Annotated in this window: 16 protein-coding genes and 1 pseudogene; all 17 read right to left on the bottom strand. The window is 69.8% G+C overall.

Annotated elements, in window-relative coordinates; genetic code table 11:
- Positions 1 to 226: 226 nt before the first annotated feature.
- Positions 227 to 802 carry a hypothetical protein gene (locus ACFVHY_RS13585; RefSeq protein WP_390272500.1) on the bottom strand — a complete coding sequence of 192 codons (576 nt, stop codon included), beginning with the start codon at positions 800 to 802 and terminating at the stop codon, positions 227 to 229.
- 333 nt (positions 803 to 1,135) lie between these two features.
- A pseudogene (gene lgt, locus ACFVHY_RS13580) lies at positions 1,136 to 1,897 on the bottom strand (prolipoprotein diacylglyceryl transferase); the annotation flags it as partial.
- A gap of 101 nt (positions 1,898 to 1,998) precedes the next feature.
- Complete coding sequence (gene trpA / locus ACFVHY_RS13575; RefSeq protein WP_390272498.1) at positions 1,999 to 2,808, bottom strand: tryptophan synthase subunit alpha; 810 nt, start codon at positions 2,806 to 2,808, stop codon at positions 1,999 to 2,001.
- Positions 2,805 to 4,151: a tryptophan synthase subunit beta gene (gene trpB, locus ACFVHY_RS13570; RefSeq protein ID WP_390272495.1), complete on the bottom strand. Its 1,347-nt coding sequence runs from the start codon at positions 4,149 to 4,151 to the stop codon at positions 2,805 to 2,807. The genes trpA and trpB overlap by 4 nt, the downstream gene beginning before the upstream one ends.
- Positions 4,152 to 4,213: 62 nt before the next feature.
- Positions 4,214 to 5,032: an indole-3-glycerol phosphate synthase TrpC gene (gene trpC / locus ACFVHY_RS13565; RefSeq protein WP_065632347.1), complete on the bottom strand. Its 819-nt coding sequence runs from the start codon at positions 5,030 to 5,032 to the stop codon at positions 4,214 to 4,216.
- Between the two features lie 165 nt (positions 5,033 to 5,197).
- A complete protein-coding gene (locus ACFVHY_RS13560) occupies positions 5,198 to 6,001 on the bottom strand; it encodes a TIGR02234 family membrane protein (RefSeq protein WP_390272491.1) in 804 nt (267 codons plus the stop codon).
- On the bottom strand, positions 5,998 to 7,572 hold the full coding sequence (locus tag ACFVHY_RS13555) for an anthranilate synthase component I (protein ID WP_390272488.1): 1,575 nt from the start codon (positions 7,570 to 7,572) through the stop codon (positions 5,998 to 6,000). Before ACFVHY_RS13555 ends, ACFVHY_RS13560 begins: the two co-directional genes overlap by 4 nt.
- Entirely contained in the window at positions 7,569 to 7,748 is a 180-nt protein-coding gene (locus tag ACFVHY_RS13550; RefSeq protein WP_004021167.1) for a tautomerase family protein, read from the bottom strand. Before ACFVHY_RS13550 ends, ACFVHY_RS13555 begins: the two co-directional genes overlap by 4 nt.
- 75 nt (positions 7,749 to 7,823) lie before the next feature.
- On the bottom strand, positions 7,824 to 8,225 hold the full coding sequence (gene hisI / locus ACFVHY_RS13545; protein WP_390272485.1) for a phosphoribosyl-AMP cyclohydrolase: 402 nt from the start codon (positions 8,223 to 8,225) through the stop codon (positions 7,824 to 7,826).
- A gap of 40 nt (positions 8,226 to 8,265) precedes the next feature.
- Positions 8,266 to 9,039 (bottom strand): imidazole glycerol phosphate synthase subunit HisF, encoded by a 774-nt coding sequence (gene hisF, locus ACFVHY_RS13540; RefSeq protein WP_390272483.1) that lies wholly within the window; start codon positions 9,037 to 9,039, stop codon positions 8,266 to 8,268.
- The gene (locus tag ACFVHY_RS13535; protein ID WP_390272480.1) at positions 9,036 to 9,902 is read right to left on the bottom strand and encodes an inositol monophosphatase family protein; all 867 of its coding nucleotides are present in this window, start codon (positions 9,900 to 9,902) and stop codon (positions 9,036 to 9,038) included. The genes hisF and ACFVHY_RS13535 overlap by 4 nt, the downstream gene beginning before the upstream one ends.
- Positions 9,902 to 10,645, bottom strand: a complete 744-nt coding sequence (gene priA, locus ACFVHY_RS13530) for a bifunctional 1-(5-phosphoribosyl)-5-((5-phosphoribosylamino)methylideneamino)imidazole-4-carboxamide isomerase/phosphoribosylanthranilate isomerase PriA (RefSeq protein ID WP_058251759.1) — start codon at positions 10,643 to 10,645, stop codon at positions 9,902 to 9,904. Before priA ends, ACFVHY_RS13535 begins: the two co-directional genes overlap by 1 nt.
- An 80-nt stretch (positions 10,646 to 10,725) precedes the next feature.
- The gene (locus ACFVHY_RS13525; protein WP_390272478.1) at positions 10,726 to 11,061 is read right to left on the bottom strand and encodes a hypothetical protein; all 336 of its coding nucleotides are present in this window, start codon (positions 11,059 to 11,061) and stop codon (positions 10,726 to 10,728) included.
- Positions 11,058 to 11,699: an imidazole glycerol phosphate synthase subunit HisH gene (gene hisH / locus ACFVHY_RS13520; protein WP_068970342.1), complete on the bottom strand. Its 642-nt coding sequence runs from the start codon at positions 11,697 to 11,699 to the stop codon at positions 11,058 to 11,060. The genes ACFVHY_RS13525 and hisH overlap by 4 nt, the downstream gene beginning before the upstream one ends.
- Positions 11,696 to 12,334 carry an imidazoleglycerol-phosphate dehydratase HisB gene (gene hisB / locus ACFVHY_RS13515; RefSeq protein WP_390272475.1) on the bottom strand — a complete coding sequence of 213 codons (639 nt, stop codon included), beginning with the start codon at positions 12,332 to 12,334 and terminating at the stop codon, positions 11,696 to 11,698. The genes hisH and hisB overlap by 4 nt, the downstream gene beginning before the upstream one ends.
- Positions 12,331 to 13,476 carry a histidinol-phosphate transaminase gene (locus ACFVHY_RS13510; RefSeq protein ID WP_390272473.1) on the bottom strand — a complete coding sequence of 382 codons (1,146 nt, stop codon included), beginning with the start codon at positions 13,474 to 13,476 and terminating at the stop codon, positions 12,331 to 12,333. Before ACFVHY_RS13510 ends, hisB begins: the two co-directional genes overlap by 4 nt.
- Positions 13,473 to 14,816, bottom strand: coding sequence for a histidinol dehydrogenase (gene hisD / locus ACFVHY_RS13505; protein WP_390272470.1), 1,344 nt, complete (start codon positions 14,814 to 14,816; stop codon positions 13,473 to 13,475). The genes ACFVHY_RS13510 and hisD overlap by 4 nt, the downstream gene beginning before the upstream one ends.
- Between the last annotated feature and the right edge of the window lie 101 nt (positions 14,817 to 14,917).

Genomic DNA, 14,917 nt, shown 5'->3' with positions numbered 1-14,917 from the left:
TCGGTACCGGGCTGAGTCGGAACCGTTGAGCGCTCGCGTGCTCTGGAACGGTCGGTACCGGGCGGAGGATCGCGCGCCGTGAGATCCGATCCTATCCGAACACCCGGGCTGCCGTCGTCGACCTGGAGCTGTGACCCTGCCGACGAACTACCGGGGCGACTCATCGGCACCCGGCACGATATCGACCGAGCCCGAGTCGAGGATCAGCTCGTGGCAGGACCGAACGTCAGGACTTGTCTGCGTCAGAGGAACCGGCACCGGCACCCGGTGTGGGGTCGGTGGGGGTGTCCGTCGGGATGTCGGTATCCGACTCCTCAGCGGGATCGGCGGTGTCGGTGACCGCGTCGGCGTCGGTGTCCGGGGCTGCGTCGGGAACCGAGTCGGTGGTCGAGGCGTCCTCGTCGGCCGACTTCTCGACTGCGTCCATGTCGTCGTCGGCCTCGGGGTCCGCGGAGTCCACGGTCTCGTCGGCAGCCGGTTCGTCCGCCGGCGACGTCGCCGTCTCCGGCTGGGCGGGCGCTCCGGCCTCGCTACCGGCCTCGGTACCGGCCTCGGTGGCCGAGGTCGTCTCCTCGTCGGCTCCGAGGTCGACCGCTTCGTCTGTCGGAGTCTCGGGGTGCGTGGTGGTGTCCGACTCGGCCCCGTCGAGCGCTTCGTCGGCCGGCTCGGCGACCGGCTCCTCGCCACCGGCCTCGACGGTGTCCTCGCCTGGTTCGACCGGACCGTCGGCAACCGGCTCCGCTTCGGTCGTCGAGTCCGTGTCCGGTTCGGCGCCCGGCTCCGCATCGCTGCCCGCGGTCACGGGGTCTGCGGCTGCGACCGGGTCATCCGTGTCGGCGGTGTCGTCGGTGGACGGCTCCCCCGCCGCGCCCGCCTTCCGACCCTGGTCGTCGGCATCGAACAGCGATGACCCCGCGGCACCCGTCGCCACCCCGGCGGCGGCCGGACTCGGCTCCGGTTCGATGTCCTCGTCGTACCAGTCGTCGACATACCCGGCGACACCCTGCTCCGCGAGTTCCGCGGCACGGTCGTCGTGATACATCTCCAGTCCCTGTTCGCGTCCCTTGGGCGCGACCACGAAATAGACGACGGCCGCGAGGAACACCAGCGCCGCGGTGAAGAGGTTCGGTCGGATGCCCGCGATGTCGTTGGCGACGGCCGCGCGGTCGTCGCGCAGCAACTCGATGAAGAACCGGCCCAGGCAGTAGCCCGCGACGTACAGCGCGAACAGCCGGCCGTGCCCGATGCGGAAGTACCGGTCGACGACCACCAGGAGCACGACGATGAGCACGTTCCACAGCAGCTCGTAGAGGAAGGTCGGATGGACCACCGCGACCACGACGCCGTTGGACACGCCGTCGATCAGTCCGGGGTCGGAGTACCCGGCGGCGTTCTCACGTTCGTAGATCTCCAGGCCCCACGGGAGTGTGGTCTCGCGTCCGTAGAGCTCCTGGTTGAAGTAGTTGCCGAGTCGACCGATCGCCTGTGCCAACAGGATCGGCGGCGCGATGGCGTCGCCGAAGGCCGGTAGTCGGATGCCCCGGCGGCGGGCGCCGATCCACGCACCCACCGCACCGAGCGCGACCGCGCCCCAGATACCGAGTCCGCCGTCCCAGATCTTCAGTGCGTCGATCGGTTCCTTCAGCGCATCGGCACCGAAGTACGTCTTCCAGTCGGTGATGAGATGGTAGAGCCGGCCACCGATGAGGCCGAATGGGACCGCCCAGATCGCGACGTCGAGAACCTCGCCGTCCTGGCCACCGCGGGCCATCCATCGGCGGTTGGCCCACCAGACCGCGACGATGATGCCGACGATGATGCACAACGCATACGCGCGCAGCGGGAAGGGTCCGATCTCCCACACGCCCTGAGGCGGACTCGGGAGGTAGGCGAGCATCGTCGAGGTCGGCGCGATCACGCTGTCACCCTAGCCGACCGGATGGGACGTTCGACCGGTCGACCGGGACCCGCCGCGTCGATCACGAGGGCGCATTCGGTTCAGACAGACGCCCGACGCGAGCGGACCCCTTCGGCCAGTTCGGAGACGAGCGAGGCCAACCGGTCCTGGCCCGCGTTCGCGGCGGTCACCAGCGCCGAACCCACGATGACTCCATCTGCGTACGAGGCGATCTGGGCCGCCTGCTCGCGGTTGCGAACGCCGAGCCCGACGCCGATCGGGATGTCGGAGTACTCGCGAACCCGCGCGCACAGCTCGGGAGCCATGTCCGACACGGCATCTCGCGCACCGGTGACACCCATCGTGGATGCCGCGTAGACAAACCCCCGGGACGCATCGACAGTGAGCGCGATCCGCTCGGTCGTCGACGACGGAGCGACGAGGTAGATGCGGTCGAGCCCGTGCCGGTCCGCCGCCTCGTGCCACTCCGCGCCCTCTTCGGGGATCAGGTTCGGGGTGATGAGTCCGGCACCGCCGGCCGCCGCCAGATCGCGGGCGAAGTTCTCGACGCCGTACTTGAGAACAGGGTTCCAGTAGCTCATGACCACGGCGTTGCCGCCGGCGGAGGTGATGGCCTCGACGGCGGTGAACACGTCACGGATGCGCACCCCGTTGGTGAGTGCCTGGTCGGCGGCGTCCTGGATGGTCGGGCCGTCCATCACCGGGTCGGAGTACGGCACGCCGACCTCGATGATGTCGCATCCGGCGTCGACCATCGTCCGGAACGAGGTCAGCGACTCGTCGACGGTCGGGAAACCGACGGGGAGGTAACCGATCAGCGCACTGCGGCCCTCGTCCCGGCAGCGGGCGAACACGGGGCCGAGCTTCGACGGGATCGACTGTGTGCTCATGCCTGCTCTCCGGGTTTCTGGACGTCCGACGATTCCGACAGGGTGGCCTCGTCCTGGGACGGCGGGGCGTCGAACAGCCCGAACCAGCGTGCGGCGGTGTCCACGTCCTTGTCGCCGCGACCGGAGAGACTGACGACGATGATCGCGCCCTCCCCCAGTTCCTGCCCGAGCTTCAGGGCGCCGGCCACCGCATGGGCCGACTCGACGGCGGGGATGATGCCCTCGCGGCGACTGAGCAGCGCGAGTGCATCCATGGCTTCGGTGTCGGTGATCGGCCGGTACTCAGCTCGGCCGGTGTCCTTGAGATAGGCGTGCTCGGGTCCGACCCCCGGGTAGTCCAGGCCGGCCGAGATCGAATGGGATTCGATGGTCTGACCGTCGTCGTCCTGAAGCAGGTAGGAGTACGCGCCCTGGAATGCTCCGGGTGTCCCACCGGTGAAAGTCGCGGCGTGGCGGCCGGTCTCGACGCCGTCGCCGGCGGCCTCGAAGCCGACGAGCCGGACGCCTTCATCGTCGATGAACGGGTGGAAGATGCCGATCGCGTTCGAACCGCCGCCGACGCAGGCGGTCACCGCGTCGGGCAGGCGTCCCGCCTTCTCCAGGATCTGGACGCGCGCCTCGAGCCCCACGACGCGCTGCAGATCGCGGACCATGACCGGGAACGGATGCGGCCCGGCAGCGGTGCCGAAGCAGTAATACGTGTTGTGCGCGTTGGTGACCCAGTCGCGCATGGCCTCGTTGATCGCGTCCTTCAGCGTCGCCGAACCGTTGTCGACCGCGATCACCTCGGCGCCGAGGAGTCGCATGCGGGCGACGTTGAGCGCCTGGCGATCCGTGTCGACCCGGCCCATGTAGATCACGCACTCGAGACCGAGGAGCGCGCACGCGGTCGCGGTGGCGACCCCGTGCTGACCGGCGCCGGTCTCGGCGATGACGCGGTGCTTGCCCATCCGCTGGGCCAGGAGCGCCTGCCCGAGAACGTTGTTGATCTTGTGCGAGCCCGTGTGATTGAGGTCTTCGCGCTTGAGGAAGATGCGCGCCCCGCCGGCGTGCTCGGACAGGCGCTTCGCCTCGTACAGCGGAGACGGGCGGCCGGCGTAGTCGCGCTGCAGGCGGTCGAGTTCGGCGAGGAAGTCGTCGTCGGCGCGGACCTTCTGGAAGGTCGTGGTGACCTCGTCGATGACGGCCATCAGCGCCTCGGGCACATGGCGCCCGCCGTAGACACCGAAGTGCCCGTGCTCGTCGGGCTCGATCGAGGTACGAGTGGTGAGCCCGACGCTCGCGGTGGGCAGCGGAGTCGCCTCGGCGGCGTCGGTGCGGACGGAATCAGGATGAGCGGTCACTTCAACTCACAGACGATCGGGCCGACAGGCTCACGCGGACCGATGCCGGCCCGGACGCGTTGTCAGCGAACAGGTTTCGGGCACGACGGGTGCGTGCCCGCGGTGACGAGTTCACGGACCGCAGCACGCGGGTCGCCACTCGTGACGAGACCTTCGCCGACGAGTACCGCGTCGGCGCCGGCACCGGCGTAGGCCAGCAGATCGGCGGTGCCGCGCACACCCGACTCGGCGATGCGGATGGTCTCCGTGGGCAGACCGGGTGCGATGCGCGAGAAGGTGTCGCGCTCGACCTGCAGGGTCTTGAGATTGCGTGCGTTCACGCCGACGACCGAGGCGCCGGCTTCGAGGGCGCGGCTGGCCTCCTCCTCGGTGTGCACTTCGACGAGCGCGGTCATGCCCAGGCTCTCGGTGCGATCGAGGAGTGAGGCGAGCACGTTCTGCTCGAGGGCGGCGACGATCAACAGGATGACGTCGGCGCCATGGGCGCGGGCCTCGTGGATCTGGTAGGTGCCGACGATGAAGTCCTTGCGCAACACCGGGATGTCGACCGCGGCGCGGACGGCGTCGAGGTCGGCGAGCGAGCCGCGGAACCGGCGTTCCTCGGTGAGCACGCTGATGATGCGCGCTCCGCCGTCTTCGTATGCGCGGGCGAGTTCGGCGGGGTCCCCGATACTGGCGAGTTCGCCTTTCGACGGACTGGCGCGCTTGACCTCGGCGATGACACCGATTCCGGGCTGACGCAGGGCGGCCAGCGCGTCCTTGGGGGCGGGAGCCTTGGCGGAGGCCGCTTTGACCGAGGCGAAGTCGACGACGGCCTCACGTGCCGCGACGTCGGCTTTCACTCCCTCGATGATCGATTCGAGAACGTTGGGCACGCTCACAGCGACTTGCTCCCTTCTCCCTCGATGTGTGCTCTCAGGGTAGACGGGCCGTTCGGGCCGGTTGCGTCCGGGTTGGCCGATCTGTGACCTCATCGCGCTGATGCGTCCATCGTCGGAGTCTGCGACCGGGCCCTGCGATCGCCGACCCTGTCATCCGCATATGGTTCAGCGGCGCTCGGGGTCGTTCGGGTCGGTCGGGTCGATGCCGGTGTCGAGCGCGTCCCACATCATCCGTTCGTTCGCCCCGGGCGGCGTCGGCTCCGCTGCCGGGTCGGGGTCGTCCGCCCGACCGCTCGTTCCGGGCTTCGCCGAATCGGATCGGGCCGCGCCTGGCTCCGCGGCCGCGGCCTCGTTCTGCTCCGCGGCCTTGCGACGCTCGTAGTCGGCGAAGATCTCGGTCTCGATCTCCTCGCGGCGAGCGGCCGGAGTGGTGTACTTCGACGATCGGGTGGCCCCCTTCGCGACGCGCAGCAGCATGACCGCTGCCCCGACCGCACTCAGGGTGCCGGCGAGCACGACCACCGCGGCGGTTGGGTTGGTGTCGACGAAGAGCACGATGTAGCGATCCGGGATGCTGCCCGCCTCGGCGGCGTACTCCGAGTCGGTGCCGCCGGTGATCAGCGAGATCGCCGGGAACGCGGCCAGGACCCCGCCGACGGCGACCAGGATCGCCACGACGCGCAGCGCCCAGCCGCGGACCGACAACGCGGCGGCGATACCCGCCAGGTAGACCAGCGCGAGCGGGGTCAGCCACGGGCTCCAGTCCGCGCCGCTGACCTCGAACGCCCGCTGTGGGGACAACCCGTCCTCGGCGGAGACGGTGGCCCAGGTGAGCCGGCTGGCACCCCAGAAGGCCGCTGCGGCTGCCGCCATCAGCAGTGCCGCGACGACCTGTCGGCGCCGGACGGACTTGCGGTGGATGGCCTCGGCGTCAGAACTCGCCGCGGCTCCGGATTCGTCAGAGGTCATGAGTTCTCACCCACCCGTCGCATCGTCGCGGCGGCCGCGACCGCGTTGAGCACCGCGGTGGCCTTGTTACGCGCCTCGTTGTACTCGTACTCGGGCTCGCTGTCGGCCACCACACCACCGCCGGCCTGGACGAACGCCTTGCCGCGCGCGAGCAGCGCGGTGCGGATGGCGATGGCGGTGTCGGCGTTGCCGGCGAAGTCGAGGTAGCCGACGATCCCGCCGTAGAGCCCGCGGCGGGTCATCTCGTGTTCGTCGATGAGTTCCATCGCCCGCACCTTCGGTGCGCCGGTCAGGGTTCCGGCCGGGAAGCACGCCGTCACGGCGTCGAGGGCATGCTTGTCGTCGCGGAGGGTCCCCGACACGGTCGAGACGAGATGCATGACGTGGCTGTAGCGCTCGATGTGCCGATAGTCGCTGACCTTGACCGTGCCGGGTACGCAGACACGTCCGAGGTCGTTGCGCCCGAGGTCCACCAGCATCAGGTGCTCGGCGTTCTCCTTCTCGTCCTCGATCAGGCCCTTGCCGAGCAGTTGGTCTTCCTCCTCGGTCGCGCCGCGCCAGCGGGTGCCCGCGATCGGGTGCGTGGTCGCCACCCCGTCGGCCACGGTGACCAGTGCCTCGGGGCTGCTGCCGACGATGGTGAACGACTTGCGCGCGATCGCGTCGGGCGAGCCGGTGTCGCTGTGCTCCTCGGTGCCGGGCATCCGCAGCAGGTACATGTACGGACTCGGATTGGACGCGCGCAGCACGCGATAGACGTCGAGCGGGTCGGCGTCGGAGTCCATCTCGAAGCGCATCGACGGCACGACCTGGAAGGCCTCGCCGGCCTCGATCTCGCCGACGAGATCGGTGACGATCTCGCTGTACTCCGCGAGCGATCGCTGCGCGGCGAACTCGGGCCGCGGGCGGTCGAAGGTCGACACCGTCGACGGCGCGGGTGCGGCGAGCGCTTCGGTCATCCGGTCCAGCCGGTCGAGTGCGTCGGCGTAGGCGTCCTCGACCCGCTCGTCGGAGCCGTCCCAGTTGACCGCGTTGGCGATGAGCGTGATCGTGCCCTCGTGATGGTCGACCGCGGCGAGGTCGGTGGCCAGCACCATCATCATGTCCGGGAGGCCCAGATCGTCGACCGTGGTCTCGGGCAGACGCTCGAGCCGGCGGACCATGTCGTAGGCCATGAAGCCGACGAATCCGCCGGTCAGCGGCGGCATCCCGGGGAGCGGGTCGGTTTGCAGGAGGCGCAATGACTCCGCGAGGACCTCGAGCGCGTCGCCGCCCTCGGGTGCGCCGACGGGCACCGACCCCCACCAGTGCGCCTGTCCGTCGACGACGGTCAGGGCCGACGGTGCGCCCGCGCCGATGAACGACCATCGGGACCAGGACCGCCCGTTCTCGGCGGACTCCAGCAGGAAGGTCCCCGGACGGTCGCCCGCGAGTTTGCGATAGGCCGACAGCGGCGTCTCGGAGTCGGCGAGGACCTTACGCGTCACCGGTACGACGCGGTGATCGCGCGCGAGGTCCAGGAACTCGGCGAGAGTCGTGGTGTCGGCGGCCCCGCCGGTGGTGGCGGTCATCCGAGCGGCTCGCCGCCGACGCCCCACTGATTACGCGGAACCTCGGTGATCGTCACCCAGACCGAGTCGGGGTTCTTGCCGGTTGCCTTGGCATAGGCCTCGGTGACCGCGGCAATCGTCTCGCGCTTGACGCGATCCGACAGTCCCGGCGTCTGCGAGATCTGGATGAGGGGCATGGACGCACCGCCTTTCGAAGGTCTCGAGCTGTGGCGTGCCCCGGAGTTCGCACCCGGGACTCGTGTCTCGGGGGTCTATTGTGCTGGGTCCGTCGAGCCCGCCCCGGATTCGGCCCCGGAACCCGGCGCCGCATCGATCCCGAACGTCAGCGACTCGGTGTCGAAACAGCTGTGGTTGCCGGTGTGGCAGGCCGCGCCCACCTGGTCGACGATCAGCAGCACGGTGTCGCCGTCGCAGTCGATGCGGGCGTCGTGCACATACTGCGTGTGCCCGCTCGTCTCCCCCTTCACCCAGTACTCCTGGCGTGACCGCGAGTAGTAGGTCCCCTTCCGGGTGGCGAGCGTGCGCTCGAGCGCGACGTCGTCCATCCAGGCGACCATCAGCACCGTCCCGGTGCTGCGTTCCTGCGCCACCGCGGTGAACAGGCCGTCGGCGTTGCGTTTGAGGCGTGCGGCGAGATCGGGATCGAGTGCCATCAGCGACCTTCCGGGTCGGTGCGGGAGGGGACGCGGCGTGTCATCGGACGGTGATCCCGGCGTCGCGCATGGCCGTCTTCACCTCGGCGACGGTGAGTTCGCCGAAGTGGAAGACCGAGGCCGCGAGAACGGCGTCGGCGCCCGCCTGGACCGCCGGCGCGAAATCGTCGATGCGGCCGGCGCCGCCGCTGGCGATGACCGGCACCGACACCGCGGCGCGTACGGCCGTCAGCATGCGCAGGTCGAAGCCCTGTTTGGTGCCGTCGGCGTCCATCGAGTTGAGCAGGATCTCGCCGACACCGAGGTCCTGGCCGCGGACCGCCCATTCGACCGCGTCGATCCCGGTGCCCGTGCGGCCGCCGTGGGTGGTGACCTCCCAGCCCGACGGCGTGGGCTCCGCACCGTCGGGAACGGTCCGCGCGTCGACGGACAGCACGATGCACTGCGAACCGAAGCGCCGGCTCATCTCGGCGAGCACCTCCGGCCGGGCGATGGCCGCGGTGTTGACGCTGACCTTGTCGGCCCCGGCGCGCAACATGGTGTCGACATCGTCGACGGTCCGGATGCCCCCGCCGACGGTGAGCGGGATGAACACCTGATCGGCGGTGCGCTTGACCACGTCGATCATCGTCGAACGCCCGGAACTCGACGCGGTCACGTCGAGGAAGGTCAGTTCGTCCGCACCTTCGCGGTCATAACGCTCCGCCAGTTCGACCGGGTCGCCGGCGTCGCGCAGATTGGCGAAGTTGACGCCCTTGACCACGCGGCCGTCGTCGACGTCGAGGCACGGGATGACCCGGGTCGCCAGCGTCATCGTCGGGTCTCCTTCGAAGTGGTGGATTCTGGGGTGATGACGTCTGCCGTCCATTCCGGGATTGTCCCGCCGATGACACGCATCAGACCGGCGTGCACGGTCGGGGTGCCGGCGACCAGCGACGGCGACGCCACGGTCCACGGACGGCCGGCGATGTCGGTCGCCACACCTCCGGCGGCTCGGACCAGCGCCGCTCCCGCCGCGTTGTCCCAGGGGTGCCGGCCGAAGGCGATCGCCCCGCCGAACACGCCGGCCGCGGTGAACGCCATGTCCACACCCGTCGACCCGGTCATCCGGATCCGGGCGGCGCGCGTGCTGAGTTCGCGCAGGAGGTCGGCCCGCCGCGCTCCCGGGTAGCGGCCACCGCCGCGGGCATCGAACGGACCGAAGGCGATGGCCGCCTCGGCGAGTTCCATGTCGGGGGCCGGCGGGACGGCTACGCCGTTCAGCAGCAGCGGACCGTCGGCGTGTGCGGCGTACCGGCGTCCCACGAGCGGCAGCCACGTCATCCCGAGCGTGGCCTCGCCGTCGACCACCAGACCGAGCAGGATCCCGGTGAGCGGCATCCCCGCGGAGTAGTTGAAGGTGCCGTCGATCGGGTCGAGCACCCACACCGGACCGTCGACGACGTCGGCGCCGCCGAATTCCTCGCCGTGGACCGGGATCTGGGTCCGGTCGGCGAGCTCGGCCCCGATGTGGCGCTCGAGGTCGAGGTCCACCTGCGTGGCGAAGTCGGTGCCGCCCTTGTTGATCGCACTCGGCGCACCCTGACCGTCGACGAAGCGATCGACGGCGGCGTCGAGGATCGACCCGGCGGTGTCGAGCAGCCGGGGCAGGTCGAGGGTGGAGTCCGCCGCGCTCATCAGACCCCGGCGACCGCGGTCAACGCCTCCGGCAGCGTGAATCGACCCGCATAGAGCGCCTTACCGACGATGGCGCCCTCCACACCCTGGCCGGTGAGACCGGCGATCGCGACCAGATCGTCGATGGCCGAGACGCCGCCCGAGGCCACGAGGGGGGCGTCGGTGGCCGCGGCGACCTCAGCGAGGAGATCGAGGTTCGGACCCTGCAGCGTGCCGTCTTTGGAGACGTCGGTGACCACATAGCGGGCGCATCCGTCGCGATTCAACCGCTCGAGGACCTCCCAGAGATCGCCTCCGTCGGTGACCCAGCCCCGCCCGCGCAACCGGTAGGAACTGCCGTCTCGGATCACGTCCAGACCGACCGCGATGCGGTCCCCGTGCTCGGCGATCGCGCGGGCACACCACTCCGGGTTCTCCAGGGCGGCGGTACCTAGATTCACGCGCGTGCACCCGGTGGCGAGGGCGGCGGCCAACGAATCGTCGTCGCGGATGCCGCCGGACAGTTCGACCTTCACGTCGAGTTCACCGACCACCCCGGCCAGCAGCTCGCGATTGTCGCCACGACCGAACGCGGCGTCGAGGTCGACGAGATGGATCCACTCCGCACCGTCCCGCTGCCACGCCAGCGCCGCGTCGCGCGGCGAACCATACGACGTCTCGGTGCCGGCCGCGCCCTGGACCAGGCGGACCGCCTGCCCGTCGGCGACGTCGACGGCGGGAAGGAGTTCGAGGGTGCTACCCATGGGTGAATCTGTCCTGTCTGTTCTGGATCGAGCGCGGTTCTTGATCGAGCGAGTCGGCGGTGGACGTGATCGGGGTCGGGTCAGGCGGGGTGGTGACCGTCGCGCGCCGCGATCAGATCTGTCCGGGCGCGGTCGACCATGCGGTTGGCAACGGTACCGATCGCGGCGATCATCGCCGCCACCGCCACCAGCGCGGCGACCAGTCCGGCGATCGGCGACCAGTGCGCACACAGCGCGATGATCGGGACGGACACGATCAGGACCAGCACTCCCGCACCGAGAGCGTAGAAGGCGAGCTTGGCGATCGAGAAACCGGAGGACGTCGAGGAGGCACTCGCCTGTCCGGACCCGGACGGTCGCCCGACGGGTCCGTCGCCGTACCCGGCGTCGTCCGGGCGCGGCGTGCCGTCGGTCACGAGAGTCCCCGAACCCAGTTCTCCAGCAGGTGCGCACCGGCGTCGCCGGACTTCTCCGGATGGAACTGGGTCGCCGACAGCGGCCCGTTCTCCACCGCGGCGAGGAACGGTCCACCATGTTCGGCCCAGGTCAGCTTGGGCGCGGTCAGCGGCGAACCCTCGTTGTCCATCTCCCAGGTCTGCGCGGCGTAGGAATGCACGAAGTAGAAGCGGGTGTCGGCGTCGAGCCCGTCGAAGAGCACGGTGCCCTCGGGTGCGTCGACCGTGTTCCAGCCCATGTGCGGCAGAACGGGAGCGGGCAACTGGGTCACGCTGCCCGGCCACTCCCCGCAGCCCTCCGCCTCGACGCCGAACTCGACGCCGCGCTCGAACAGGATCTGCATGCCCACGCAGATGCCCAGCACCGGGCGACCGCCGGCCAATCGTCGCCCGACGATCCGGTCGCCCTTGACCGCGCGCAGACCCTCCATGCAGGCGGCGAACGCACCGACGCCGGGCACGACGAGGCCGGTGGCGTTCAGGGCCGTGTCGAAGTCGGAGGTGACCGTCACCTGTGCCCCGGTCCGCTCGAGCGCGCGCTGCGCGGACCGCAGGTTGCCCGAGCCGTAGTCGAGGATCGTGACGTCGGCGACGCTCACAGCGCACCCTTCGTCGACGGCACACCGGTCACGCGGGCGTCGTACTCGGTCGCCGCGCGCAACGCGCGGGCCACGGCCTTGAACTCCGCCTCGGTGATGTGGTGCTGGTCGCGACCGTAGAGGACCCGCACGTGCAGCGCGATGCGAGCGTTGAGCGCGATCGACTCGAACACGTGCCGGTTGATGACGGTCGAGTACGGGACACCCGGGTAGCCACCGATCACGGCGGTGAGCATGTGCTCGGGCTCGCCGGTGTGGACACAGTACGGGCGGCCCGACACGTCGACGACGGCCTGGGCGAGCGTCTCATCCATCGGGATCCAGGAATCGCCGAAGCGACGGATGCCCTTCTTGTCGCCGAGCGCCTGACCCAGCGCCTGACCGAGCACGATCGCGGTGTCTTCGATGGTGTGGTGGCCCTCGACCTCGATGTCGCCCTTCGCCTCGACGGTGAGATCGAAGCTGCCGTGCTGACCGAAGGCGGTGAGCATGTGATCGAAGAACGCGATGCCGGTCGAGATGTTCGTCACGCCGGTGCCGTCGAGATTCAACTCGACGGAGATCGACGACTCCCTGGTGCTCCGTTCGACCTTCGCGACACGGGGCGCGGGGTTGGTCGCAGCGGGGGTGCTCACTGAGTGTTCTCCAGATCTGTGGTGGCGAGCGTGCGGCTGACGTCGAGGAAAGCCTCGTTCTCATGCGCGAGACCGATGGTCACCCGGAGGTGACCGGCGATGCCGACGTCCCGGATGAGGACGCCCTGGTCGAGGTAACGCTGCCAGGACGCCGCAGCATCCCGGAACCGTCCGAACAGCACGAAGTTGGCGTCGGAGTCGATGACGCGGTACCCGAAGCCGGTCAGCGTCGCGACCACGCGCTCGCGTTCGGACCGGATCGCGGCGACGCCGGCGAGGGTGTCGTCGCTGTGGCGCAATGCGGCTCGCGCGGCGGCCTGGGTCAGCACGGACAGGTGGTACGGGAGCCGCACCAGCTGGATCGCGTCGACGACGGCGGGCGCTGCGGCGAGGTAGCCGAGTCGGCCGCCGGCGAAGGCGAAGGCCTTGCTCATCGTCCGGCTGACGACGACCTTGGCCGGGAACTCGTCGATGAGCTCGACGGCGCTCGGTGCCGCCGAGAACTCGGCGTAGGCCTCGTCGACGATCACGATGCCGGGAGCCGCCTCGACGATGCGACGCAGGTCCGCGAGCGGGATCGAACCGCCGGTCGGGTTGTTCGGCGACGTCACGAAGACGACGTCCGGTTCGCGGTTCGCGACTTCGGCGACCGCGTAGTCGGTGTCGAGCGAGAAGTCACCCGCCCGCGCCGCGACCAGCCAGGTGGTGTCGGTGCCGTCGGAGATGATCGGATGCATCGAATACGACGGCACGAACCCTAGCGCACTGCGGCCGGGACCGCCGAAGGCCTGCAGCAGTTGCTGCAGAACTTCGTTCGAACCGTTTGCCGCCCAGAGGTTCTCGACGCCGAGCTGCACACCGGTGGCCCGGGTCAGGTAGGCGGCGAGGTCGGCACGAAGGGCGACGGCATCGCGATCGGGATAGCGGTGCAACTCAGCGGCGGCCCCGCGCACCGACGCGGCGACATCGTCGATCAGTGCCGGCGACGGCGCGTGCGGGTTCTCGTTGGTGTTGAGGATCACCGGAACCCTGAGTTGCGGTGCGCCATAAGCACTCTTGCCACGAAGGTTCTCACGCAGCGGCAGGTCGTCGACGGTGATCGAGCTGCCTGGGGTTGTCGTCACCGGATCGGCGGCCGTCACCGGCCCGCGCTCCCGACGAAGCGCTGCTTCACCGCATCACCGTGACCGGGCAGGTCCTCGGCATCGGCGAGGGTCACCACCTTGTCGGCGACCTCGCGCAGCGCGGCCTCGTCGTAGTCGATGACGTGGACGCCCTTGAGGAAGGTCTGCACCGACAACCCGGAGGCGAAGCGCGCCGAACCCGAGGTGGGCAGAACGTGATTGGAGCCCGCGCAGTAGTCGCCGAGGCTGACCGGCGCATAGGGCCCGACGAAGATCGCGCCCGCGTTGTGCACCCGGTCGGCGACCGCGGCCGCGTCCTGGGTCTGGATCTCGAGGTGTTCGGCCGCATAGGCGTCGACCACGGCGAGCCCCGCGTCGAGATCGTCGACGAGGACGACGCCCGACTGCTCCCCCGACAGCGCGGTGGTCACGCGTTCGCGGTGCTTGGTGGCCGCGACCTGCTGCTCGAGTGCCTCGTCGACGGCGTCGGCGAGTTCGGTGCTGTCGGTGACGAGTACCGACGCCGCGAGGACGTCGTGCTCGGCCTGGCTGATGAGGTCGGAGGCGAGGATGCCCGCGTCCGCCGAGTCGTCGGCGAGGATCGCGATCTCGGTGGGTCCGGCTTCGGAGTCGATGCCGACCACGCTGCGGCACAGACGCTTGGCCGCGGTGACGTAGATGTTGCCCGGGCCGGTGATGAGGTCGACGGGGTCGAGAACGGCATTCGGCTCGTCCGCGGATTCCGTGTCGGCGCCACCGTAGGCGAGCAGGGCCACGCCCTGGGCACCGCCGACCGCCCACACCTCGTGGACGCCGAGGAGCGCGCAGGCGGCGAGGATGGTCGGGTGCGGCCACCCGCCGAAGTCCTTCTGCGGAGGCGAGGCGACGACCAGCGAGCCGACACCGGCCTCCTGGGCGGGGACGACGTTCATGATGACCGACGACGGATAGACGGCATTGCCGCCCGGGACGTACAGGCCGACTCGGCGCACCGGAATCCACTTCTCGCTGACGACGCCGCCGTCGACGACCTGGGTGCGGGTGGTCTCCCGGCGCTGGTCGGCGTGGACCTTGCGCGCGCGGGTGATCGACTCGCGCAGCGCCTCGGCGACCTGCGGGTCGAGCCCGGCGAGAGCGTCGGCGATGACCTGGGCGGGCACCCGCACCGACGCGGGTCGGACACCGTCGAACTTCTCGCCGTAGTCGAGCGCAGAGCTGCTGCCGTTCTCCGCCACCGCATGCACGACCGGTGTCACCGTGTCGAGGACGGCATTGACATCGGTACCCCCGCGGGGCAGCGCACGACGCAACTCGGCGAGTGTCGGCGTGCTACCGCGCAGGTCAATTCGGGCGAGCATGATCTCTCCTGGTGGCTGCGGATTTACCCAACAAGGATACGTGTCGAGTGCCAGCGGGTTTCTGGTGCGGGTGATGCGGGGTTCTCCTGAGGTGGAGCCCG

It is taken from the genome of Gordonia sp. NPDC127522 (genome assembly GCF_042672305.1).
Classification (GTDB): Bacteria; Actinomycetota; Actinomycetes; order Mycobacteriales; family Mycobacteriaceae; genus Gordonia; species Gordonia hongkongensis.
This window is presented reverse-complemented; position numbering and strand designations above follow the sequence as displayed.